The organism is Rhodococcus parequi (assembly GCF_046042785.1).
Classification (GTDB): Bacteria; Actinomycetota; Actinomycetes; order Mycobacteriales; family Mycobacteriaceae; genus Prescottella; species Prescottella parequi.
Genome location: NZ_JBDLNV010000002.1, coordinates 219180 through 246023, shown reverse-complemented (window position 1 = coordinate 246023; position 26844 = coordinate 219180). Strand labels below are relative to the sequence as shown.

Sequence of the window (26844 nt, the reverse complement as noted above, 5' to 3'; positions counted from 1 at the left end):
TCCCGATCCTCACATGACCGGCGCCGATTCGTACCCGCGCCGGTTCCCGCTGTCGGAGGCGCAGCGCGCGCTGTGGTTCGCGCAGCAACTCGTGCCGGACGTCCCGCTGTTCATCGCGCAGTACGTGGAGATCGACGGTCCTCTCGACATCGATCTGCTGCGTGCGGCGAACGTTCGTGCGGCGCACGAGTTCGAATCGCCGTTCCTCCGTGTCGTCACCGTCGACGGCGATCCGATGCAATACCTCGATCTCGCACGGGACACGTCGATCGAGCTGGTGGACCTACGCGCCGCCGCCGACCCGGAAGCCGCCGCGCACGCGTGGATGCAGCGGGAGGCGGCGACACCGATCGATCTGGCCGTCGACCGGCTGGTCCAGACCTCGATCCTGCAGGTCGGTGACCGGCATTTCCTGTGGTACAGCAGAAGTCACCACATCGCGCTCGACGGGTACGGTGCCGCGACCATGCTCTACCGCATCGCCCATCTCTACACCGCGATGGCGGAGGGGCGCGAGCCGGATCCTCCCGCCGCCGCCGATCTGAGATCCCTCTACGACATCGACGAACGCTATCGGGCGTCGGACCGTCACGACACCGACCGGGCGTACTGGGCGCAGCGGCTCGACGGGGCCCACGGCGTGACGCTGGCGGGTGGGGGCGCGCCGGCCGTGGCCGAAAGTCGGCTCGCGACTGCGGTGTTGTCGGATCGGACGATGCGTCGGCTCGAGCTGACCAAGGAGGCGCACGGATCCGGGGCCTCGGCGGCGGCGCGGATCATCGCCGCCTTCGCGTGCTACCTGAGCCGGACGACCGGTCGCCGCGACGTGGTCGTCGACATCCCGGTCTCGGCCCGCACGACCGCGGTGCTGCGGCGGTCGGGCGGGATGACCGTCAACCTGGTACCGGTCCGAATCGAGATCCGCGACGACGACACCGTCGGAGATCTGGTCGGACGTGTGCAGGTGGAACTGATTGCCGCCCTGCGACATCAGCGTTGCAGTCGCGCCGACATCCAGCGCGACCTCGGCGTGGACCTTCCGGCGCCGATCGTCAACGTGATGTTCTTCCACCCGGAGATCGAGATGGGCTCGCTCGCGACCGAGTTCCACATCATCACCTCCGGGCCGGTGGACGATCTGCTCGTCAACGTCTACCAATCCGGTACGCCCCTCCGAACTTTCGTCGATTTCCGGGCGAATCCGCACCGGTACACGCAGGAGATCGAGGCCTCGCACCACCGGCGATTCCTGGAGTTCCTCGAACACGTCGTCGCGGCGGATCCACAGACACCGCTCGCGGAGGTGCGGCTGGACGCGGCCCCGACTGCGAGGCCGGGCGCCCGGGCGCCGACGCCGGTCGCGCAGCCCGAGTCGGCGGAGCCGCCCGAGCCGGCCGTGGACAGCGCCATCGAACGCGTGATCGCGGACGTGTTCACCGAGGTCCTGCGTGCGAGCCGGACGGTGCTGCCCGGCGACAGCTTCTTCGATCTCGGGGGCGACTCGCTGGTGGCGACGAAGGTCGTCGCCAGGCTGAACACGGCCCTCGGCGTGACGCTGACGGTGCGGGATCTGTTCGAGGCGCCCACCGCGCGTCGCCTCGCCGGACACGTCGGCGCGCTGACCGGGTCGGACGGGGCGCCGGCCGGTCCGCCGCCGATCCCGCCTCCCGCCCGCGGGGCCCGCCCGGATCGACTCCCGCTCTCGCCCGCGCAGCAGCGGATGTGGTTTGTCAACCAACTCGACACCGATTCTCCCGTGTACAACATCGCGTTCGCGGTGGCGTTGACCGGACCGCTCGACGTCCGGGCGCTGCGCGCCGCGATCGCCGACGTCGTCGAGCGTCACGAGGCGCTGCGCACGGTGTTCCCCGCGGCCGTGGAAGGTCCCCACCAGGTGATCGTGCCCGCCGAGTCCGCGGTGCCCGACGTGACGCCGATCGTGGTGGGGCGCGACGCGGTGTGGGACGCGGTCCGATCCGGCTCCGTCGTGGGATTCGATGTGCGCGAGGATCTTCCGCTGCGGGTGCGCCTGTTCCGGATCGGGCCGGAGGAACACGTCCTGGCGGTGGTCGTGCACCACATCGCCGCGGACGGACAGTCGGTGCTGCCGTTGTCGCGCGACGTCATGGTCGCGTACGACGCCCGACGAGCCGCAGGTTCGCCCACCTGGACGCCGCTGCCGGTCCAGTACGCCGATTACGCGCTGTGGCAACGGGAGATGCTCGGGGACGAGCGCGACCCCCGTTCGGTGGCCGCGCGCCAACTGCGGTTCTGGACGGACCGGTTGGCGGACCTGCCCCCCGCCATCGTGCTGCCGCACGATCGTCGGCGTTCGGCGACCGCCACGACCCGCGGGGGGACCGTCACGTTCGGGATCGCCCCGGGCACGCACCGTCGGCTGGTCGACCTGGGGCGCGAGAACGACTGCACCCTCTTCATGGTGCTCCACGCCGCGTTCGCCGTCCTGCTGTCGCGGCTCGGGGCCGGACGCGACGTCGCGATCGGCACCCCGGTGGCCGGACGTGCGGCTGCCGAACTCGACGACGCGGTAGGCATGTTCGTCAACACCCTCGTGCTGCGTAGCGACATCGACCCCGCGGCCACGTTCGTCGAGGTGCTGGCGGGTGTCCGCGACACCGATCTGGCGGCGCTCGCCAATGCGGATCTACCGTTCGAGCGCCTCGTCGAGGAACTCGCGACCGACCGCTCGCCCGCGCAGGCACCGCTCGTCCAGGTGATGCTCGAACTGCAGACTGCCGGGACCGCCTCGGCGGAGTTACCGGGTGTGGTCGCCGACGTGCGGGAGGTCGACACCGGTGTCGCGAAGTTCGAACTGCAGCTGAGCGTGCGGGAACAGGTCGACGACGGCGGACAGCCGCAGGGGCTCTCGGTCGCAGTGCATTTCGCGAGCGACCTGTTCGATCGCGCGACGATCACGAGCGTCGCCGAGCGACTGCAATGCATCCTCGAGGCGATCGCCGCGGACGGCGGCACCGTCGTCGGCGATGTCGAGATCACCGACGAGACCGAACGCGCACTGTCCGCCCGTGCGCCGGACGTCCGCGGTGCGGCCGCGACGTTACCCGATCTGCTCAGCCGTGCCGTCGCGGCGGATCCGACGGCGGTCGCCGTCGTCGCGGGCGGGTCGCGACTGACGTACCGGGCGTTGTCCGAACACGCGAACAGGCTGTCCCGCTGGCTGATCCGGCGCGGGATCGGACCGGAGTCGCGGGTGGCGGTCGCGATGACGCGATCGGTGGACCTGCCGGTCGTCCTCACCGCGGTGATCGGCGCGGGAGCCGCCTACGTGCCGGTGGACGTCGACTACCCTGACGAGCGCATCGCCCTCCTGCTCTCCGATGCCCGACCGGCGTGCGTGCTCGTCGACGCCGCCGGTGCGCACCGGTTGTCGTCGGTGTCCGCCGACGTCCCGTCGGTGAACCTCGACACCGACGCGATCCGGGCCGCCGTCGCCGAGATGCCCGCCGGCCCGGTCACCGACGCCGACCGCACGGCGCCGCTGCGACCCGACGCGGCCGCGTACGTCATCTACACGTCGGGTTCGACGGGCCGGCCCAAAGGAGTCGCCGTCCCGCACCGCAGCGTGGTCACGCTGTTCGCGCGTACACAGCCGATCTTCGAGTTCGACGCGACCGACGTGTGGACGATGTTCCATTCGTACGCATTCGATTTCGCGGTGTGGGAACAGTGGGGCGCGTTGCTGCACGGCGCGACCGTGGTGGTGGTCGACCGCGACACCGCGCGGTCGCCGCGGGACTTCCTCGCCTTGTTGCGCGACGAGGGAGTGACGATCCTGAGTCAGACTCCGGGCGCGTTCCGGCAACTGATCGACGCCGATGCGACGTCGCGTGACCGGGAAGGCGCACTGCCGCTGCGACACGTGGTCTTCGGTGGTGAGGCGCTGGACCCGACACAGCTGTCGGGCTGGTTCGAGCGCTGGGGCGACGACCGGCCGCGGCTGTCGAACATGTACGGGATCACCGAGACGTGTGTGCACGTCACGCACGGTCCGGTCGGTGCCGACTCGGCCGCGCACGGCAGTCCGGGCGCGATCGGGCACCCGCTCCCGGGCATGGCGGTCCGGGTCCTCGACGCGCGCCTGCACCCCCTCCCGACCGGCATCGTCGGCGAACTGTACGTGGCGGGTGTGCAATTGGCGCGTGGCTACCTCGATCGGCCGGGCCTGACCGCGGGACGGTTCGTGCCGGATCCGTTCGGCACCGGCACCCGGATGTATCGGACGGGAGACCTGGGCGCCTGGGCGCCCGACGGCACCCTGCGGTTCGCGGGACGCGCCGACGCGCAGGTGCAGGTCCGTGGCTACCGCGTCGAACTCGGGGAGGTGGAGTCGGTCCTCGCCGCGGTGCCCGGGGTGGGCTCCGCCGTCGCGATCGCAGACGACCCGCCGTCCGGCGTTCGGATCCTCGGCTACGTGGTGCCGTCGGGCGGGGCCCCGCTCGATCCGCGCGCGGTGCGAGAGGCCGTGGCGCGCACGCTTCCCAGATACATGGTGCCGTCGGCGGTCACGGTGCTGGACCGGCTGCCGATCACGGCGCACGGCAAGCTCGACCGCGCGGCGTTGCCCGCTCCCGAGGACACCGAGCGCGTGCTCGTCGCTCCCCGTGACCCCGTCGAGGAGGCGGTGGCGGCAGCGGTCCGCGCGCTGCTCGGGCTCGAGCGGGTCGGCATCGACGACGACTTCTTCGTGCTCGGGGGGAACTCCCTGGTGGCGGCACAGTTGGCGGCCCGTGTCGGCGACGCGACGGGCACCGATCTCGGCATCCGGGACGTGTTCGACGCGCCCACCGTCGCGGGCCTGGCACGCCGCGCCCGCGGTACGGACGCGGAAGGACCGCGGGCCCGCCCGCCGCTCGTCGCACGGCCTCGGCCGCCGCGGATTCCGCTCTCACCGGCCCAACAGCGGATCTGGTTCGTCAATCAGTTCGACACGCACTCACCGGCGTACAACATCTCGCTCTCGCTCCAACTGTCGGGAGCACTGGACCGGGACGCCCTCGTCGGCGCGATCGATGACGTGGTCGCCCGGCACGAGTCACTGCGCACCGTTTATCCGCTCGACGACGCCGGGCCCCGCCAGGAGGTGCTGTCCGTCGACCGTTCGGGTCTCTCGATCGATGCCGAGGATGTCGACGACGACGGCGACCTGCAGCGGCGGATGGGGGCGATGATGTCCCGGGGGTTCGACGTCTCGGCGCGGGTGCCGGTGCGCGCCGGGCTCTTCCGGATCGCCGAGACAGAGCACGTGCTCACCGTGGTCCTGCATCACATCCTGGCCGACGGCTTCTCGCTCGGGGTGCTTGCACGCGATCTCGTGACGGCCTATGCGGCCCGGACCACCTCGGGTACGCCGGCGTGGACGCCGCAGGTCGTCCAGTACGCGGATTACGCGCTGTGGCAAGCGGACTGGCTGGGGGACGCCGACGACCCCGGCTCGCTGCTCTCCCGTCAGCTCGACTACTGGACGACGACCTTGGCGGACCTCCCGGCCGTGTCGGCCCTGCCGTGCGACCGGCCCCGACCCGATGTGCGGTCCGAGGAAGGGGGCCGGGTCGACTTCGAGCTCCCGGCCGATCTGCACGCAGTCGTCGTCGACCTTGCGCGCCGGCACGATTCGAGTGTGTTCATGGTGATGCACGCGGCGCTGGCGGTCCTGCTGGCCCGGGTCGGCGGCACCGACGACGTCGCCGTCGGCACGCCGATCGCGGGGCGCGGCGCGGCTGCGCTGGACGACATGGTCGGCATGTTCGTCAACACCCTCGTCCTGCGCTGCACCGTCGACGGCGACCGCTCGTTCGCGGAACTGCTGCACGGAATCCGGGAGGCCGATCTGGGGGCCTTCATGCATGCCGACGTCCCCTTCGAGCGGGTGGTCGAGGCGGTGGACCCACCCCGGTCCACCGCGTACTCCCCGTTGTTCCAGGTGCTGCTCGAGTTTCGGACCATCACGCGCCCGGAGGTCGAACTGCCCGGCGTGCGGGTGCGGACGTTGGAGCGTCGCGACGAGGTCGCCAATTTCGACCTCCAGGTGAGCATGGCCGAGGAGTTCGACGCAGACGGCGCCGCCGCGGGCATCGCGACCGGGATCGTCTTCGCCACCGACGTGTTCGATTCCGCGACGGTACGTGGGTTTGCCGACCGGTTGGTGCGGATCCTGAGGGCCGTGGCGGCTTCTGCCGAGACGGCGGTCGCGGACATCGACCTCCTGGACCCCGCCGAACACGCTGCGCTGGTGTCGGCTCGGGGAACGCCGGGGATTGCGCCGCGCACGCTCCCGGATTTGCTGTCGGTCGCTGCGGAGATGGACCCGAGCCGTTCCGCGCTCCGGTTCGAGGGCGCCGACATCACCTACGGCGAACTCGACCGGGTATCCGACGAACTGGCTCGCACGTTGATCGACGACGGGATCGGCCCGGGGGCGGTGGTGGCGCTGGGAATGCACCGATGCCCCGCCCACCTGATCGGTGTGTGGGCGATCGCGAAATCCGGCGCCGCCTTCCTCCCGGTGGATCCGGCGCATCCACCGGACCGGATCGAGCTGATGCTGCGCGACTCCGGAGCGACGCTCGGGCTCACGACCGCGGACCTACGGGACTCGTTCGCCGACACCGTGCCCTGGCGGATCGTCGACGAATATCGCTCCACTCCGGCCACTTCCGTTCGCCCGATACGCGACGGCGAGCGCACCGCGCCGCTCCACCCGGACGACGTCGCCTATCTCATCTACACCTCGGGATCCACCGGCGTGCCCAAGGGAGTCGCCGTCACGCACCGAGGACTCGCGAACTTCGCCGCCGACCTGCACGAGCGGTGTCGCACCACACCCGACTCCCGGATCCTGCAACTCACGTCGCCGAGCTTCGACGTATCGGTACTCGAACTTCTGCTGGCGGTCGGCGTCGGCGCGACGATGGTGATCGCCCCGCCCGCCGTGTACGGCGGCGAGGCGCTGCGGCAGCTGCTCGCGTCCGAGCAGGTGACGCACTGCATCATGACGCCGACCGCCTTGGCGATGACGCCGACCGTGCCGGAGGCCGACGGCACGGCCGATCTCGACCACCTGACATGTGTGCTCGCCGCCGGCGAGGCGCTGCCGCCCGACGTCGCCGCCCGCTGGGCCCGCGGCCGCGAGATGGTCAACGCCTACGGGCCCACCGAAACCACCGTGATCGGGACCGCCGGTACCGCACCGGAACCGGGGGGCACGGTGACGATCGGCGGCCCCATCCAGGGATTCCGGGCGCTGGTCCTCGACGATCGGCTCCGGCCCGTTCCGGTGGGCACACCCGGCGAGCTGTACCTGGCCGGGCCCGGGCTGGCGCGTGGCTACCATCGCCGGCCCGCGCTGACCGCCGCCCGGTTCGTGGCCGAGCCGAGTGGGAACCCCGGTGGGCGCATGTACCGCACCGGCGACCGGGTGCGGTGGACCGCCGCCGGCACGCTCGAGTACTTCGGACGCGGCGACCGGCAGATCAAGCTGCACGGACACCGGATCGAACTCGGTGAGATCGACGCGGCGCTGACCCGGCATCCGGACGTCGGACAAGCCGTCACCGACGTCCGCCACGTGGATCGTCTCGGTGACCGGTTGGTCGCGTACGTGGTGCCGGCCGCGGGTGCCGACATCGACACCGCGAGCCTGCTCGAGTCGGTGGCCGCGTGGTTGCCGTCGTACATGGTTCCGCGTCACGTCACGGTCCTGCCGCAGATTCCGATGACGGTGCACGGCAAGCTGGACCGCGCCGCACTGCCGGACCCGGTCGTCACTGTCGAGGCGTCGGCCTCCCGGCCGCCGGCCACCGCGGCGGAGCGGACGCTCGCGGGCGTGTTCGCGGATGTGCTGGGGCTGGAGACGGTCGGTGTGGAGGACTCGTTCTTCGATCTCGGCGGCGACAGCATCATGTCGATCCAACTCGTGGCGCGGGTGAAGGCGGCCGGGCTGTCCGTGACGCCCCGGGACGTCTTCGACCGTCGGACGGTCGCGGCGCTGGCGGCAGTTGCGGTTGCGAACGAGGACGCCGCCGAGACTCTTCCCGAACTCGACGGGGGCGGGGTGGGCGACGTACCGCTCACGCCGATCCTGGCGTGGCTCCTGCGGCGGGCCGGCCACCGGATCGACCGCTTCGCGCAATCGGTGCTGCTGCACCTCCCGAGCGGCGTTCGGGAGCCGGACCTGATCGCGGCGACGCAGGCGGTCCTGGACCGCCACGACATGCTGCGTGCCCGGCTCGAGCACGGTGCATCCGGCTGGCGCACGGACGTGCTCCCGATCGGTGCCGTCGATGCCCGTGACGTCGTCGTCCGGAACCCGGTGCGCGCCTTCGACGACGACTTCGACCGTCGCGCGGCCGCGGAGTCGGAGGCGGCGGCCGACCGACTGGATCCTGCGGCGGGCCGCATGGTCCAGGTGGTCTGGTTCGACGGGCCGGAGGGCGCCGGACGGCTGCTCGTCGTGGTCCACCATGCGGTGGTCGACGGGGTGTCGTGGCGGGTGATCGTGCCCGACCTGGCCGCGGCGTGGGCCCGGTCGGTCGACGGGCGGAACCCCGCGCTGGAACCGGTCGGCACGTCGATGCGCAGGTGGGCGCACGCGCTGCGTGACATCGCGTCCGACCGGGCCGGTGAACTGCCGCTGTGGGAGAACGTGGTCGCCGGAACCGATCCACCGATCGGGCGCCGCTCGCTCGACCCTGATCGCGACGTACAGGCAACCACCGAGACGCTGTTCGTCGATGCCCCGGCCGTCGACACCACGGCGCTGCTCACAACCCTCCCCGCCGCGATTCACGGCTCCCCGCAGGATGTTCTGCTTGCCGCGCTCGCAATGGCGGTCGCCCGGTGGAACTCGGCGCGTGGCCGTGACGGCGGCGCCGTGCTGCTCGGGATCGAGGGGCACGGCCGCGAGGAGGATGCCGTCCCCGGTGCCGATCTGAGCCGAACGGTGGGCTGGTTCACGACGATTCGTCCGGTGCGGCCGGATCTCTCGCGGATCGACCTCGACGACGCGTGGGGCGGCGGGGCCGCTGCGGGCGCCGCCGTGAAGCTCGTCAAGGAGCACCTGCGGGGCGCTCCCGACCACGGCATCGGGTACGGGGTGCTCACCGAACTCGACGGCGACGCGGGCCGCCGGCTGCGCACGTCGCCGCAGGTCATGCTGAACTACCTGGGCCGGCTCACCGTCGCGGACAGCCCCGCTTCCGGGGCGGGACCGTGGATGCCGGTCGAGGTCGGAGGCCTCGGCCTCACCCAGGATCCCGACATGCCGGTGTCCGCGCCCCTCGACATCTCCGCGGGCGTGCGCAGCGGAGCCGACGGCGCTGTGCTGCAGGCGTCGTGGACGTACGCGACCGGGGTGCTCGATCGGGCCGACGTCCAGCGGCTCGCGCAACTGTGGACGGAGGCGTTGCACGGACTGGCCGGGTACGCACGTACGCCCGGCGCCGGTGGGCTGACACCGTCGGATCTGGATCTCGTCCAGCTGGATCAGGAAGGGATCGATGCGCTGGAGGCGACGCGGCCCGGCGTCGTCGACGTGTGGCCGGTGACCCCGCTGCAGGCCGGTCTGTTGTTCCACGCGCGCCTGGTGGAGAACTCACCCGACGCCTACCTGATCCAACTCGTCATCGAATTGCGGGGCGAGCCGGCGCGAGATCGCCTGCGCGATGCGGCCCGTGTCCTGCTCGACCGGTACCCGAACCTGCGAGCGTGTTTCGTCGACGACGTCGGCGGCGAGACGATCCAGGTGATCGAAACCGACGTCGCGGTGCCCTGGCACGAGGTCGACCTGACGGGCGAGGCGCCGGCACACCTCGAGCAGCGGTGGCAGGCGCTGCTGGGGGAGGACCGCGCCACACCCTTCGCGATGGACCGGCCGCCGTTGCTACGGTTCACGCTGGCGCGCGTCGCGCCCGAGTCGTACCGGCTGCTGCTGACGCACCACCACATCCTGCTCGACGGCTGGTCGACACCGCTTCTGCTGCAACGGCTGCTGACGCAGTACGCGGTGGAGGCCGACGCGGCTGCACCGCCTCCGGTCGGCGACTACCGGGACTACCTCGCCTGGCTCTCCGCTCGCGACCGCGAGGCGTCGGTCGCGGCGTGGTGCCGCGCCCTCTCCGGGGCCACGGACCCGACGCTGCTCGTCGCGTCGGACGCGGTGGACACCGCCGGCGAGTCGCACGATGTCGAACTGGTGCTGAGCGGATCCGATACGGCCGCGCTGCTGCGGATCGCACGCGACCACGCCGTCACCCCCAACACCGTCCTCCAGGTCGCGTGGGCGCTGGTGCTCGGAGTTCTCACCGGGCGGACGGACGTCGTCTTCGGCGCGACCGTCTCGGGTCGGCACGCGGACGTTCCCGGAATCGAGTCGATGATCGGCCTGTTCGTCAACACCGTTCCGGTTCGGGTCCGGTTGGATCCACGTGAAACCGTGGGGCAGTTGCTCCGTCGGGTACAGCGCGAGCAGGCGGCGCTGATGGAGCATCACGACGCCGGTCTCGCGGAGGTGCAGCAGGCGGCAGGACCCGGGGCCGTGTTCGACACGCTCACCGTGTTCGAGTCCTATCCGATCGATCGCTCCGCGCTCGAACGTGGCGCGGACATCGCGGGCCTGAGTGTCACCGGGGTGCGCGGAATCGACGCCACTCACTATCCCCTGACGCTGCGGGCCGCACTCACCGACCGGCTGCACGTGACAGTGAAGTATCGGTCCGGTGCGATCGACGAGGCGGACGCCGAACTCCTCGGTGCCCGTGTGCAATCGGCGCTCGATCAGATCGTTCACCAGCACACCCGGACGATCGCCCGTATCGATCTGTCGACAGCGGCCGAGCGGCAGGAGGTGCTCCCGGACGGGGGTCGCCCGTCGGTGCCGGCGCTGCTCCCGCAGATCCTGACGGCCGGTGCCGCCGCGAACCCGGACGGGCTCGCGGTCGTCTCCCGCGGTGCGTCCCTGACGTACCGGGAACTCGACGAGCGGTCCAATCGTCTCGCGCGGGTGCTCATCCGAGCGGGGGCCGGACCCGGCGCGGTCGTGGCGTGCGCACTGCCACGCTCGGCCGTGTCGGTGCAGGCGGTGTGGGCCGTCGCGAAGTCGGGCGCGGCCTTCCTCCCGGTCGACCCCGCGTATCCGCGCGAGCGCATCGAGAACATGCTCGCGGATGCGGACGTGACCGTCGGCGTGACGTCGGCGGCGGATCGCCCCAGCCTCCCGGACACGGTCCGCTGGACGGTGCTCGACGATCCGGTCGCGGCGGGTGCCGGCGAATCGGCGGCCGTCGTCACCGATCGGGACCGGACCGGCCCGATCCACGTCGACGACATCGCCTACCTGATCTACACCTCCGGATCGACCGGACGGCCCAAGGGAGTCGCGGTCACGCATCGCGGCCTGACGAGTCTGGTCGACGAGATGCACTCCCGCTACCCGATTTCGCAGTCGGCTCGGTGCCTGCACGTCTGTTCCCCGAGCTTCGACTTCGCGGTGCTCGAACTGCTGCAGGCGAGTGCGGCCGGTGCCGCGCTCGTGGTGGCGCCACCCGAGGTGTACGGCGGGGCCGCCCTCGCCGAACTCCTCGTCGCCGAGCGCATCACACACGTCTGCATCACCCCTGCGGCGCTCGCCACCGTCCAACCCGGCCGCTTCGACGACCTGGCCGTCCTCGTGGTCGGGGGCGACGCCGTCGGAACGGAACTCGTCGCCGGCTGGGCGCCCGGACGCACGTTGATCGACGGCTACGGGCCGGCGGAGTCGACCATCGTCACCACGTTCAGCGCACCGCTGGTTCCCGGGGCCGACATTCCGATCGGGACGCCGATCCGCGGAACCGGTGTCCTGGTGCTCGACGCGTACCTGCGCCCGGTCCCGATCGGTGTGCCCGGCGAACTCTATGTCGTGGGTGCGGGTCTCGCGCGCGGCTACCACCGCCGACCGGGGTTGACCGCCGCCCGGTTCGTGCCCTGCCCCGTCTCGGCGGCGGGGGAACGCATGTACCGGACCGGCGACATCGTCCGGCGCCGGCCCGACGGTGCGCTGGACTATCTGGGGCGCAGCGACTTCCAGGTGAAGGTGCGTGGTCTCAGGATCGAGCTCGGCGAGATCGAGGCGGTTCTGGTGGCGCACCCGGCGGTGGCCCACTCGGTCACGGTGGCGCGCCGCCGCGGGGCCGGCGACTCGCTGCTCGCCTCGTATGTCGTGCCGGCGACCGACGACGGAGTCGACGTGACGGAGCTGGCGGAGTTCGCGGCGCGTCGCTTGCCGCGCCACATGCTGCCGAACACGATCGTGGTCCTGGACGAGCTGCCCGTCACCCCGGTGGGCAAGCTCGACCGCGATGCGCTGCCCGAACCCGACTTCGTTCGACCCACCGCGCCCTACCGCGCCCCCCGCACTCCGGCGGAGGAACAGGTGGTGGCCGTGTTCGCCGACATCACCGGCGCCGAACGAGTGGGTCTGGACGACAACTTCTTCGGACTCGGCGGAAACTCGCTCGGCGCGACCCGGGTGGTCGCCCGGATCAACCGGTCGCTCGGTTCCGGCCTCGACGTGCGTGACCTCTTCGAGTGCGGTACCGCCGGGCGACTCGCCGCGCGGGCGTCGGAGCGCGTTCGAGCCCCGAGCCCGGTCAGGCTGCGTGCCGTGGTTCGGCCGGAGCACCCGCCATTGTCGTGGGCACAGGAGCGGATGTGGTTCATCGATCAGTTCGACCCCACCTCGGCTGCCTACAACGTGCCGATGGTGTTGCAGCTGAACGGAACGCTCGAGATGCAGGCACTGCGCGCCGCGTTGACCGACGTCGTGGAACGGCAGGAGTCGTTGCGGACGGTCTTCCCGTCCTTCCCGTCGGGCCCGTCGCAGGTGACCGTCGCGGCCGCGGACGTCGTGGGCGGCATCGAGCCCGAACCGGTGCGGCGCGAGGACGTCGACGCCCGGATCCGGAATCTGATCGGAGCGGGATTCGATGTGGCGCGCGAGGTTCCGGTCCGGGCCCGCATCCTTCGGCTCGACTCGAACGTGCACGTGCTGGTCCTCGTGTTGCACCACATCGTCGCGGACGGCTTCTCGGTAGGCCCCCTCGCCCGTGACGTCGCGGCCGCCTATGTGGCGCGGGTCGCGGGCCGGGCACCCGACTGGGAGCCGCTGAGCGTGCAGTACGCGGATTACGCGCTGTGGCAGCGCCGCGTGCTCGGCGATCCCGACGACCCGTCGTCGATGCTCGCCCGCGAGGAAGGGTACTGGCTCGACCGGCTCGCCGGTGCACCGCCGGTGACGACGCTGCCGTTGGATCGTCCGCGGGGCGCCCGCCGATCGACGCGCGGCGGACGCGTCGACCTGTCGGTGGGGCCGGACGTGCACCGCGCACTGTTCGACATTGCCGAGCAGCATGATTCGACGATGTTCATGGTGGTGCACACCGCGTTGGCGGTGCTGCTCGCCCGGCTCGGGCAGGACCGCGACGTCGTGATCGGGACGCCCGTGGCCGGACGCGGTGAGGCCGAACTGGACGACGTCGTCGGCATGTTCGTCAACACACTGGCGCTGCGCACCGAGGTGGATCCGGCGGCCGCGTTCGGTGCGGTCCTCGCGCGGGTGCGTGACATCGACGTCGAGGCGTTCGCCCACGCGGACCTGCCGTTCGAGCGTCTGGTCGTGCGGTCCGGCGCGGCGCGGAACACGTCGTACGCCCCACTGTTCCAAGTGCTGCTCGAGTTCCGGAACGTGGAAGCGCCCCGTCTGGAGCTACCGGAACTGACGGTCGAGTCCGTCGGCGTCGAGACCCGCGAGGCGAAGTTCGACCTGCAGTTCGGGATCGGCGAGCGGCACGACGAGGACGGTGTGCCGCGCGGGCTGGTCGGCGAGATCGTCTACGCGACCGACGTGTTCGACGAATCCACGGTGGCCGGGCTGGCCGACATGCTGTCCCGGCTGCTCGGGGCGGTGTCGGCGAATCCCGGCATCGTGGTCGGGGACGTCGACCTCACCGAGGCCCGCGCGCCGGGTGCGCGGCCCGTGGCGGCGGAGGGCACGCTGGCGGATCTGTTCACCGCGGCCGCCGCCGCGGCGCCGGACGCCGTGGCCGTCGTGTGCGGGGACGAGCGGATCACCTATCGCGAACTCGATGCGCGTTCCAACCGGCTGGCCCGCTGGCTGATCGAGAAGAAGCTCGGCCCCGAGTCGGTGATCGCGGTGGCGATGGAACGATCGGTGGAGCTGATCGTCGCCCTCGTGGGCGTCGTCCGAGCGGGGGCAGCGTATCTTCCGGTGGACCCGGGCTATCCACCCGAGCGCATCGGCTTCGTCGTCCGGGATGCGCGTGCGGTGGCCCTCCTCACCGACACGGCGTCGGCCGCCGGCCTCACGGACACACCGCTGCCGGAGCACATCGAGATCAGCCGTCTCGATGCCGAGGACGTGCGGCGGCGGATCGACGGCCGGCCGTCGGGGCCCGTTGCCGACCACGAACGTGTTCGCCCGCTGCATGCGGACTCGCCGGCCTACGTCATCTACACCTCCGGGTCGACCGGGCGGCCCAAGGGCGTCGTCGTCACCCATCGCAACGTCGTGACACTGCTGTCCGGCGCGCGCGACGTCCTCGGCTTCGACTCGACCGACGTGTGGACGATGTTCCACTCGTATGCATTCGACTTCGCGGTGTGGGAACTGTGGGGCGCCCTCGGCTTCGGGGGCCGCATCGTCGTCGTGGACCGGCACACCGCGCGAGCACCGGACGACCTCCTCGCGCTGCTGGCAGCAGAATCGGTGACACTACTCAGCCAGACACCCTCGGCCTTCGGTCAACTCGCCCGTGCGGACGCCGATTCGGACCTTCCTCTCGCCCTGCGGGGGGTGGTGTTCGGCGGTGAGGCACTCGACGCCACCCGCCTGGCCGGATGGGTGGAGCGTCACGGATCGGATCGCCCCACGCTGATCAACATGTACGGGATCACCGAGACGTGCGTCCATGTCACGTGGCACCGCGTCGAAGCGACCGAGGTCGATTCCTCCCGGACCGTCGGATCGGTGATCGGTGTCGGGCTGCCCGGGATCGGCGTGCGCGTCCTCGACGACCGGCTGCATCCGGTACCCGTCGGTGTGGTGGGCGAGCTGTACGTGGCGGGCCCCCAGGTGGCGCGGGGGTACCTGCACCGCCCGGACCTCACGGCGTCGCGATTCGTCGCGGATCCGTACGCGCCGTCGCAGCGGATGTACCGCTCGGGTGACCGGGTGCGGTGGAGCCGGGCCGGCGACCTCGAGTACGTGGGACGCGCGGACTTCCAGGTGCAGGTGCGCGGGTTCCGGGTGGAGCCGGGAGAGGTGGAGGCCGCACTGGTCGCGGTGCCCGGTGTCGCGTCGGCGGTGGTTCTGGCCCGCGCCGAGTCGGCGGGCGCCGACCGGTTGCTCGGATACGTCGTGCCGGAGCCGGGGGAGTCGGTCACCGCCGAGACGGTGACCGAAACGGCGGCACAGCGGTTGCCGGCGTACATGGTGCCCTCCGCGGTGACGGTGCTGGGCGAGTTCCCGCTGACCCCGAACGGCAAGATCGACCGTGCGGCGCTACCGGATCCGCGCCCGGTCGGCGGCGAGGGCCGTCCGCCCGCCACCGACGTCGAGCGCGTCCTCACCGACCTGTTCGCGGACGTCCTCGGTGCCGAGTCGGTGGGAGTCGACGACTCCTTCTTCGGGCTCGGCGGCGACTCGATCATGTCCATCCAGTTGGTGTCCCGCGCCAAGACCGCCGGAGTGGCGATCACCCCGCGCGACGTGTTCGAGTGCCGCACCGTCGCCCGACTCGCCGACGTCGCCGCGCAGGTCGACCGGCCCCGCGTCGAACCACTGCCCGAACTACCCGGGGGCGGTGTCGGAGACGTCGCCACCACACCCGTCGTGCACTGGCTGGCGGAGCGCTCCGGCGACTTCCAGCGGTACGCACAGACGTTGCTGCTGGACGTGCCGATCGATCTCGACTCCGACGCGCTGGCAGCGGGGGTGGACGCGGTACTCGACCGCCACGACATGTTGCGTGCACAGTTGCGGCGCGACGCCCGATCGCGCACGGGCCGGCGCGTGACGGTGCGTCCTCCGGGGGCGGTCGACGGACGCTCGGTGGTCCGGGGGGTTCCCGTCCCGACGGTGCGGGGACCCGCGTTCAGCCGGGCGGCGCGGGCTGCGCTGGACGAGGCCGCCGACCGGCTGGACCCGTTCTCCGGAAACATGATCCAGATCGTGCGGCTGACCGCCCCCGACGGCGGCCGGTTGCTGGTCGTCGCACACCACCTCGCGATCGACGGGGTGTCGTGGCGGATCCTGATCCCGGATCTGGCGGCCGCGTACACCCGGGCCCGTGCGGGTGAGGACCCGGCGCTCGCTCCGATCGGCACGTCGATGCGGACGTGGGCGGACGGACTCGTGTCGGCCGCGCAGCACCGCGGTGGCGAACTCGCGCTGTGGCGGTCGATGACCGAACCCGTGGGGCCGAGTCTCGCGGCCCGGGAACTGGATCCGAGTGTCGACGTCGGCGCCACCATCGAACGAATCGAGACCGAACTGTCGGCGCAGGTCACCGCCGGGCTCACGACGACCGTGCCACGGGTCTTCCACGGCTCCGTCGACGACGGTCTGCTGAGCGCGCTGGCCCTCGCGGTGGCGCAGTGGCGACGTGAACGCGGCGTCGACGCCGACGCGGTCGCGGTCACCCTCGAGGGACACGGCCGGGAGGGCCACGTGGTGCCCGGCGCCGACCTGTCCCGCACGGTCGGATGGTTCACAACGCTCCATCCCGTGCGGTTCGACCTGTCGGGCATCGACATCGAGGCGGCGACGACGGGCGGCCCGGCCGCCGACACGGTCGTCAAGGCCGTCAAGGAGCGGATGCGATCGATTCCCGACCACGGCATCGGATTCGGCCTGCTCCGGTATCTGAACGACGCCACGCGGCCGGAACTGTCCGCCCGTCCGGTACCCGAGATCAGCTTCAACTACCTCGGCAGGTTCGACACCGGCGCGGGCGGTGCCTGGCTGCCGGTCGACGACCCCGAGCTGCGCGGGGTGTCTGCTCCGACGCTGTCGGCGGCCGCGGTCGTCGACGTCAACGCCGCCGCGGTCGCGGGACCGGACGGTCCCCGGATCACCGCGACGTGGGACTTCCCGCGCGGCATTCTCGGCCGCAGCGAGGTGGAGCGACTGGCACAGTGGTGGGAGCGCGCGGCCGAGGCGATCGCGCTGCGCGCATCCGAGCCGGGTGCGGGCGGCTTCACACCGGCCGATCTGGATCTGGTCGCGTTGGACCAGGAGACGATCGAGGTCCTGGAGGGCCGGTATCCCGGACTGTCCGATGTGTGGCCGCTGTCCCCGATGCAGCGGGGCATGATGTTCCATTCGGAACTCTCGGCCGAGGCCGCCGACGCCTACCTCGTGCAGTTGGTCCTGAAACTCGACGGCGCCGTGGAGGTTCCGCGGCTACAGCGGGCCGCGGGTGCGCTGCTCGGACGGCACGCGAATCTGCGAACGGCCTTCGTCCGGGGTCCGGGCGGTGACGCGGTACAGGTGGTGCAGGATTCGGTGGACGTGCCGTGGCGGGAGGTCGACCTCCGCGGGTACACCGAGCCGGACGCCGGCGCGCGAATGGGCGAGCTGCTCATCGCCGACCGCGCGACGACCTTCGACCTCTCCCGCGCGCCACTCTTGCGAATTACTCTGGTGCACATGCCCGGCGGCGCCGAGCGCATCGTCGTCACCAATCATCACATCCTGTTCGACGGCTGGTCCACACCACTGCTGCTCGAGGATCTGTTCACGCTCTACGCGACGGACGGCGACCCGTCCGGGCTGTCCCCCGCGGGTTCGTACCGCCGCTACCTCTACTGGCTCGCGACTCGGGACGAGTCGGCGACGCTGCGGGCGTGGACCGACGCGGTCGCCGGCGCCGCCGAGCCCACGCTGCTCGCCGACAGATCGGCGGCCACCGACCGGTACATCGAATCCCACGACCTTCCGTTCCGGCTCGATGCCGAGACGACCGATCGGCTGCGCGTTCGTGCCCAGGAGCGGGGGATCACACTGAGCACCGTCGTGCAGACCGCGTGGGGGATCGTGCTCGGTCTGCTGACCGGTCGAGACGACGTCGTCTTCGGTGCGACCGTGTCCGGCCGGCCGCCCGATCTCGCCGGCGTCGAGTCGGCCGTCGGCCTGTTCATCAACACCGTTCCCGTGCGCATCCTGTTGGACCCGTACGAGAGTCTGGGAGACCTGCTCGAGCGGGTTCAGACGGAGCAGACGTCCATGCTCGACCACCACTACGCCGGACTCGAGAGCATCCAGCGTGCCGCCGGGCCGGGCGCGGTCTTCGACACACTGACGGTCTTCGAGTCGTATCCGCTGCCCGACGACGGGGGCGTGGGCGCGGAGCTCGGGGGTCTCCGGATCGTCGGCATCGAGGCCCACGACTCGGCGCACTACCCGCTCAGTGTCGTCGCGGCCGTGCGGGACGGGCTCAACGTGACGATGAAGTTCCGCCCCGACGTACTCCCGGAGGCCACGGTCACCTCCATCGCCCAGCGTCTGCTGCGGGTACTACGTTCGCTCGCCGACGAGCCGGACCGCCGCCTGGCCGCACTCGACTTCCTGTCGGCTTCGGAGCATCGCGAACTCGTCCCGATGCGCACGGGCCGCGGATCCGCGCCGCGCACCCTCGCCTCGATACTCGACGCCGCCGCGGCCCGGGACGCGGAGGCGCTCGCGCTCGTCGGCGACGGTCGGGAGGTGACGTACGGGGAACTCGACCGGCGGTCCAACCGGCTGGCCCGCCACCTGGTCGATCTCGGGATCGGGCCGGAATCGATGGTGGTGCTCGGTATTCCGCGGTCGTTCGAGTCGGTGCTCGCGGTATGGGCGGTGACGCGGTCCGGTGCGGCGTTCGTGCCGATCGATCCGGACTACCCCCCGGAGCGGGTCGCGACCATGCTCGCCGATTCCGGTGCGACGATCGGTGTCACGACTCGGGAACACCGTCCCCGGATGCCGGACACGCTGCAGTGGCTGGTGCTCGACGATCCGGGTTTCGTGCGCGCGTACGAGACGTGGCCGTCCGGCGCCGTCACCGACGCCGACCGCGCCGCACCCCTGCGGCTCGACGGCGTCGCCTACCTGATCTACACGTCCGGCTCGACGGGGCGACCGAAGGCCGTCAGCGTCACCCACCGGGGCCTCGGCAACTACGCCGACGTCCAGCGGGATCGCTGCGGCCTGACCCCGGACGCGCGGACCCTGCACTTCTCGTCGCCCAGTTTCGATGTGTCGGTGGTCGAATACCTGCTGTGCTTCGCGGTGGGCGCGACGATGGTGATCGTTCCCCGAACCGTCTACGGGGGCTCGGAACTGACGGCGGTGCTGCGGAAGCGGCGGGTGACGCACGCGTTCATCACGCCGGCGGCGCTCGCGTCGGTCGACCCGTCCGGGCTCGACGACCTCGAGTGCGTTCTGGTCGGCGGCGAGGCCTGGTCCCCGGAACTGGTGGAGGACTGGCTGCCGCAGTGCCGAATCCTGAACGCGTACGGGCCCACCGAGACCACCATGGTCGTCAACCTCGAGGAGTCCGCAGCGGATCGGCCGTCCGAGCATTCGCTCGGCCCACCCATTCCCGGGGTCGCCGAGACCGTGCTCGATTCCGGTCTGCGCCCGGTGCCCGTCGGGATCGCCGGCGACGTCTACATCGCCGGGCCCGGGCTGGCCCGCGGCTACCACCGCCGGCCCGGGCTGACCGCGGCCCGGTTCGTCGCCGACCCGTTCGGGGCCCCGGGCGACCGGATGTACCGGACCGGGGACGTCGGCGCGTGGACCGCGGACGGCAAGCTGGAGTATCGCGGGCGCAGCGACTTCCAGGTCAAGGTCCGCGGCTTCCGGATCGAGCTGGGTGAGATCGACGCCGTCCTCACCGGACACCCGGACGTGCGGTTCGCGGCCACCCTGGGCCGACCCGGGCCGGCCGGCGACACCATGCTGGTGAGTTACGTCGTCCCGCGCGACGACTGCCACCTGCACGTCGACGATCTGAGGCGCCGCCTCGCTCGGCGTGTGCCGGAGTACATGGTGCCGACCGCGATCGTCGTGCTCGACGACATCCCTCTCACCCCGGTGGGCAAACTCGACCGGCGGGCCCTGCCGGAACCGGAGTTCGGACTCGCCGCAACGATGTTCCGAGCGCCCACCGATCCGGTGGAGGAAGCGATCACGGCCACCTTCGCGGAGGTGCTCGGCCTGGAACGGGTGGGGACCGGCGACAACTTCTTCGACCTCGGCGGCAACTCGCTGTCCGCGACCCGCGCCGTGGCGCGACTGGACGCCGCACTGGGCATCGACCTGGGTGTGCGGTCGCTGTTCGAGGCACCCACGGCGGCCGCGCTCGCCGAGCGGATCGAACACGCCGATACCGGGCCGTCGGGCCGCCCCGTGCTCGAGGCGGTACCGCGCCCCCCGGAGATCCCGTTGTCGGCGGCGCAGCAGCGAATGTGGTTCATCAACCAGTTCGACCCGTCGTCGCCCGCCTACAACGTGCCGATGGCGGTGCGCCTGACCGGTGCGCTCGACGCGGCGGCGCTGAGGGCGGCGATCGGCGACGTCCTGTCCAGGCACGAGTCGTTGCGCACGCGCTTTCCGGTGGGCGCCGCCGGCCCGGTCCAGGACGTCCGGCCGGCCACCGAGGTCACGATCGACCTCGACCCGGTGCCGGTGTCGGGCGACGACGAGTTGTCAGTTCGCACCCGCGCGATCATCGCGACGGGATTCGATGTGACGGAAAGGGTTCCGGTCGACGGGGGTCTGTTCGAGCTCGGCCCGGAGCTGCACGTCCTGGTCCTCGTGGCGCACCACATCGTGATCGACGGACTGTCGTTGGGGCCGTTGTCGCGGGATCTGATGCGCGCCTACGTCGCGCGCACCGTCGGTCGCCGTCCGGACTGGGATCCGCTGCCCGTGCAGTACGCCGACTACACGCTGTGGCAGCGGGCGCTCCTGGGCGACGAGGACGATCCGGGGTCCGTGCAGTCCCGGCAGCTCGGCTACTGGGCCGAGACGCTGTCGGGCGCGCCCGACCTGCTGCGGCTGCCGGCCGATCGTCCCCGCCCGATCCAGCAGTCCTTCCGTGGTGACCGGGTGGAGTTCACCCTCGAACCGGCATTGCACCGGCGCCTCCTGACGTTCGCCCGCGACCACGCCACCAGTCTGTTCATGACGATCCATGCGGCCCTGGCGGTGCTGCTCGCCCGGTTGGGGGACACCGACGACATCGTGGTGGGCACGCCCGTCGCCGGGCGCGGCGAGCGAGCCCTCGACGATCTCGTCGGAATGTTCGTCGGAACCCTCGCGTTGCGCACGAGGATCGATGTACGGCAATCGTTCTCGGATCTGCTCGGGTCGGTGCGGGAGATCGATCTCGGCGCGTTCGCGCACGCCGACGTGCCGTTCGAACGTGTCGTGGAGGAACTCGACCCGGCCCGATCCACCGCGTATTCGCCGTTGTTCCAGGTCGCATTGGAATTCCAGAACGACGAGAGCGCCCAGCTCGAGCTGTCCGGACTGCGACTCGAGGGTGTGTCGATCGGCGCCGGAATGGTCAAGGAGGATCTCGAGTTCGTGCTCGGTGAGCGGTTCGACGGTGGCGGGGCACCCGCGGGAGTCGCCGGTGCGATCGCGTTCGCGACCGACCTGTTCGACCGGGGCACCGTGCAGGGCTTCGCCGACCGCTTCGTCCGCATCCTCGAGGCCGCCTCGGGCGATCCGGAGCGGCCCGTCGGCGATCTCGGAATCCTGCATCCGCACGAACTCGACGGATTGGCGCCCGCGCGAGGCGCACCGGATGCGCCGACGCTTCTCCTCACCGATCTGCTGGCGTCCGCGGCGCGGGCCCCCGGTGCCGCCGCAGTGGTGTGTGAGGGCAGCGAACTGACGTATCGGCAACTCGACGACGGTGCGAATCGACTGGCCCGTCGCCTGATCGCGATGGGTGCCGGACCGGAGACATATGTCGCGCTCGGTCTGTCCCGCTCGATGTCGTCGGTGCTCGCGGTGTGGGCGGTGGCGAGGACCGGTGCGGCCTTCGTGCCGGTGGATCCGGACTACCCCGCCGAGCGCATCGCGCGGATGCTCACCGATTGCGGTGCCGCGGTGGGTGTCACGGTGCGATCGTGTCGGGATCGCGTGCCGAGTTCGTTCGATTGGTTGGTGCTCGACGATCCGGAGGTCGCGGAGGCTGTCGCAGCCGAGTCCGCCACACCGATCTCCGACTCCGACCGGATTCGCCCGCTGCGGGCCGATCACCCCGCCTACCTGATCTATACGTCGGGTTCGACGGGCACGCCGAAGGGTGTCGTGCTGACCCATCAGGGGCTGGCGAATCTCGCGGCCGAGGAGCGGGACCGGCTCGGCGTGACGCCGACCGCGCGGACCCTGCACTTCGCGTCACCGAGCTTCGACGCGTCGGTGTTCGAGACGGTGATGGCCCTGAGTGCGGGGGCGACGATGGTCGTCGTCCCACCGGATGTGTACGGCGGTGGCGAGTTCGCCGATCTGCTCGCGACCGCCAGGGTCACCCACGGGTTCGTCACGCCGACCACGCTGGCCTCGCTGGATCCGGTCGGGCTCGAGAACCTGCGAACACTCGTGGTGGCGGGGGAGCCGTGTCCGCCGGAGCTGGTGACCCGCTGGGCGCCGGGCCGCACCATGCTCAACGCGTACGGGCCCACCGAGACGACGATCATGGCGAACATCAGCGCTCCGATGAGCCCACACCGGCCGGTGACGCTGGGCGGCCCCATCCGGGGCGTTCGCGAGGTCGTCCTCGACTCCCGCCTGCACCCGGTGCCCCGCGGGGTGATCGGGGAGTTGTACGTCGCCGGGCCGGCGCTCGCCCGCGGATACCACCGGCGGCCCGGACCGACGGCGACGCGCTTCGTCGCCGACCCGTTCGGTGCCGTCGGGGACCGGCTCTACCGCACGGGCGATCTGGTGCGCTGGCGGACCGACGACACGCTCGAGTACGTGGGCCGCAGCGACTTCCAGGTCAAGGTCCGCGGCTTCCGGATCGAACCCGGCGAGATCGACACCGTCCTCGCGGCGCAGCCCGGCGTGGGCTTCGCGGTCACGCTGGCCCAGCGGGGACCGGCCGGCAACACGCTGCTGTGCTCGTACGTGTGTCCCACCGTCGATGCGCACGTCGACCCGGACGCGCTGCGCCGCGCCGCGGCACGACACCTGCCGGCGCACATGGTGCCCTCGGCCGTCACGCTGCTCGACCACATCCCGCTCACGCCGACAGGGAAACTCGACCGCGACGCCCTGCCGCCACCGGCGTTCCTGTCTACGGCGACGGTGTACCGGGACCCGGACGGCCCGGTCGAGACCGCCGTCGTCGACGCCTTCGCCGCGGTCCTGGGAGTCGAACGGATCGGCATGGACGACAGCTTCTTCGATCTCGGTGGTACGTCGCTGCTCGCGACGAAGCTCGTCGGAGATCTGGGAGAGCGGCTGGGCGAACGGGTCTCGCTGCAGGCGCTGTTCCTCAATCCCACCCCCGCGAGCCTCGCCCGGCGACTCGGGAACTCGGCGCCGGACGACGTCGGTGCCGCACTGGCGCCGGTGATCGCACTCCGGGCGGCCGGGGACGGCCGACCGCTGTTCTGCGTGCATCCGGGGATCGGATTGTCCTGGGGCTATGCGGGTCTGGTCGGATTTCTGCCGTCGGAGCGGCCGGTCTTCGGTCTGCAGCTCCCGGTCATCGCGGGTGGTCCTCAGTACGCGTCCGTGGAGGCGCTGGCAGCGAGCTACGTCGACGAGATCGAGACGATCGCCCCCGACGGACCGTGTGACCTGCTCGGCTGGTCGCTCGGTGGTGTGCTGGCGCACGCGATGGCCGTCGAGTTGCAGCGGCGCGGACGACCCGCGGGCGCGCTGGTGGTGATGGACAGCTACCCCGACGACGGCTCCGACCCACTGCTGGGGCGCCTCGACCTCGCGGACCTGCTCCGTGGGCTCGGTCTCGAGGTGGACGTGTCGGATCCGCTCACCTACGACGAGGCTGCCCGCATGATCGACGCGCACTTCGGCACCTCCGGCGGCATCACCGCGGCCCACCTCGAGCGGATCGACGACGGCTATGCGAACTCGCGGCTACTCGTCCACCGCCACGTCCCGCAGGTGTACGACGGCGACCTTCTGGTGTTCCCGGCGGCCGACGACGGGGATCGGCGTTCTGCGCAGGAATGGCGGCCACTGATCACCGGGGACATCGACGAGCATCCGGTGGACTGCGGGCACAACGACATGGTCGAGGGCGAGTCGCTCGCGGTGATCGGGCCGGCGCTGGCCCGCTATCTCGACGATCGGCGGGGTCGACCTAGAGTTCGGCGACGGTCGTCGACGGCATGATCTCGACGCCCAGTGCGCGAAGGTTGGCGTCGAGCACGCTCCATATGGACGTCTCGAGGAAGCGCGCAAGTTCGTCGCTCGAGACCGCGCCGTCCTGCTGGCTCAGCCACCGGTTGACGGTGGCGTCCACCAGGCCGACGAGAGCGAATGCCAGCGGCTCCGCGAGATTCGACGTCACCTCGCGCCGGTCGAGGATGCCGGCGAGGAGTTCGCCCAACTGCACGCCGATCGCGGTCTTGGTTCCGGTGACGGCCCGCGAGCCGACGGACTTGCGGCTCGGTGCGCCCTTGCCGAGGAACGCGTGCAGGCGCGGGTGCGCGACGATCCAACGCAGGTACGTGTCGACCGCGAGTTCGATCGCTTCGCGCACCGTCCCGTGCGGCGTCAGGACCGGTCCCAGCTCGGTCATCATCACGTCGATGATCCGCAGGCGGATCTGCTCGTCGAGGTCACCGCGGTCGGCGAAGATCCGGTAGACGACCGACCGTGGAACCTGGGCGCGTTCGGCGATCTGCTGGACGCCGATGTCGGTACCGCCGTCCTCGACCGCTTCCAGCGCGGCCTCGAGGATCCGGTCACGCCGCTGCATCTTGTGGTCGTCCCACCGTGTCGCGCGCCCGTCCGTCATTCGGCGAAGAGTACCCGGACAGGCATTGACTGGACAGTGTGTCTCACATACTTTTGGTCGGACAGCGTGTCACACACAACTGATCCGGATCGGGAGTCGGCATGAGCAACAGGGTGTTCGTCGTCGGGGTGGGGATGACGAAGTTCGAGAAGCCGGGGGCGCGCGAGTGGGATTACCCCGACATGGCGCGAGAGGCCGGGACGAAGGCGCTCGAGGACGCGGGCATCGACTACCGCGAGGTGCAGCAGGCGTACGTCGGGTATGTGTACGGCGAGTCGACGTCCGGTCAGCGTGCGGTGTACGAACTCGGACTCACCGGCATTCCGATCGTCAACGTCAACAACAACTGCTCCACCGGATCCACCGCGCTCTACCTTGCGACACAGGCGGTCCGGAGCGGTCAGGCCGACTGCGCGCTCGCGCTCGGTTTCGAGAAGATGCAGACCGGTTCGCTGGGCACGACGTACGACGATCGTGAACAGCCGATGATGCGGCACCTGCTCGCGCTCGCCGAACTTCAGGAGTTCGCGATGCCGCCCGCGCCCTACATGTTCGGGGCCGCCGGTAAGGAGCACATGGAGCGCTACGGCACCACGGCCGAGCAGTTCGCGAAGATCGGCGTCAAGAACCACCGGCACTCGACGAAGAACCCGTACGCGCAGTTCCAGGACGAGTACACGCTCGAGGACATCCTCGCCTCCAAGCCGATCTACGGCCCGCTCACCAAGCTGCAGTGTTCGCCGACGTCGGACGGATCCGGCGCGGTGGTGGTGGCCGGCGAGGCGTTCGTCGACAAGCACGGCCTGGCCGGGCGGGCCGTCGAGATCGTGGGTCAGGCGATGGTCACCGACCTGCCGAGCACGTTCGAGGACCGGAGTGCGATCAGCCTGGTCGGCGCCGACATGACCCGGGCGGCCGCCCGGCTCGTCTACGAGCAGGCCGGTATCGGCCCCGCGGACATCGACGTCATCGAACTGCACGACTGCTTCTCCACGAACGAATTGCTCACGTACGAGGCGCTCGGGCTGTGCGCCGAGGGGGAGGGCGGCAAGCTCGTCGACGCCGACGACACCACGTACGGCGGTCGCTGGGTGGTCAATCCGTCCGGTGGCCTCATCTCCAAGGGTCATCCACTCGGTGCCACCGGGCTCGCGCAGTGCAGCGAACTCACGTGGCAGCTGCGTGGCACGGCGGACGAGCGGCAGGTCGCCGACGCCACGGTGGCACTCCAGCACAACATCGGGCTCGGTGGAGCGGTCGTCGTCACCGCATACCGCCCCGCCGAACGCTGAATCCTTCCGTCCCACAACATTCCAGGAGTAGTCATGGCTTCCGTTTCCGTCTCTGCAGCTCTGCCCGCCGCCCCCGACAAGGCGTGGGACGCCCTGTCGGACCTGTCCCGCTGGGAGGAGTGGCTCACCATCCATCAGGGCTGGAAGAGTGAACTGCCCACCGACGTCCGACTCGGTGCCACCTTCACCGAGGTCGTCTCCGTGATGGGTATGGCCAACAAGATCGAGTGGACCGTCACCGAGGTCGAGGTGCCGAAGTTGGTGAAGATTGCCGGCACCGGAATGGCCGGTGTCACCGTCGAGTTCACCATGCAGGTCGAGCCCGACGGTTCCGGTTCCAAGGTGACCGTCGACGCGAGCTTCAAGGGCACCATGATCGTCGGACCGATCGGCAAGGCCGTCGCCAAGAACGCCGCCGCCGATCTCGAGGCGTCGCTCGCCAAGTTCGCCGAGCTGGTCGGATAGCG

4 protein-coding genes are annotated in these 26844 nt (G+C 70.9%); 3 read left to right on the top strand and 1 reads right to left on the bottom strand.

The features are described from left to right. The first annotated feature begins 13 nt into the window (after positions 1-13). Complete coding sequence (locus tag ABEU20_RS05240) at positions 14-24457, top strand: non-ribosomal peptide synthase/polyketide synthase (RefSeq protein WP_420163343.1); 24444 nt, start codon at positions 14-16, stop codon at positions 24455-24457. On the opposite strand, the gene ABEU20_RS05235 is transcribed toward ABEU20_RS05240, so the two are convergent. Further along, complete coding sequence (locus ABEU20_RS05235) at positions 24426-25085, bottom strand: TetR/AcrR family transcriptional regulator (protein ID WP_420163342.1); 660 nt, start codon at positions 25083-25085, stop codon at positions 24426-24428. The two genes, ABEU20_RS05240 and ABEU20_RS05235, sit on opposite strands and share 32 nt — an antisense overlap. A gap of 101 nt (positions 25086-25186) precedes the next feature. Here ABEU20_RS05235 and ABEU20_RS05230 point away from each other — a divergent pair, with 101 nt between their 5' ends. Together ABEU20_RS05230 and ABEU20_RS05225 are read left to right on the top strand one after the other, a co-directional pair. Further along, positions 25187-26377 carry a lipid-transfer protein gene (locus tag ABEU20_RS05230; RefSeq protein WP_420163341.1) on the top strand — a complete coding sequence of 397 codons (1191 nt, stop codon included), beginning with the start codon at positions 25187-25189 and terminating at the stop codon, positions 26375-26377. 33 nt (positions 26378-26410) lie between these two features. Then, entirely contained in the window at positions 26411-26842 is a 432-nt protein-coding gene (locus ABEU20_RS05225) for a type II toxin-antitoxin system Rv0910 family toxin (RefSeq protein ID WP_420163340.1), read from the top strand. Positions 26843-26844 lie beyond the last annotated feature (2 nt).

Excerpts from the sequence above, each read along its gene's own strand:
- ABEU20_RS05240 (WP_420163343.1), top strand. The coding sequence starts at position 14 with ATGACCGGCGCCGATTCGTACCCGCGCCGGTTCCCGCTGTCGGAGGCG.
- ABEU20_RS05235 (WP_420163342.1), bottom strand. The coding sequence starts at position 25,085 with ATGACGGACGGGCGCGCGACACGGTGGGACGACCACAAGATGCAGCGG.
- ABEU20_RS05230 (WP_420163341.1), top strand. The coding sequence starts at position 25,187 with ATGAGCAACAGGGTGTTCGTCGTCGGGGTGGGGATGACGAAGTTCGAG.
- ABEU20_RS05225 (WP_420163340.1), top strand. The coding sequence starts at position 26,411 with ATGGCTTCCGTTTCCGTCTCTGCAGCTCTGCCCGCCGCCCCCGACAAG.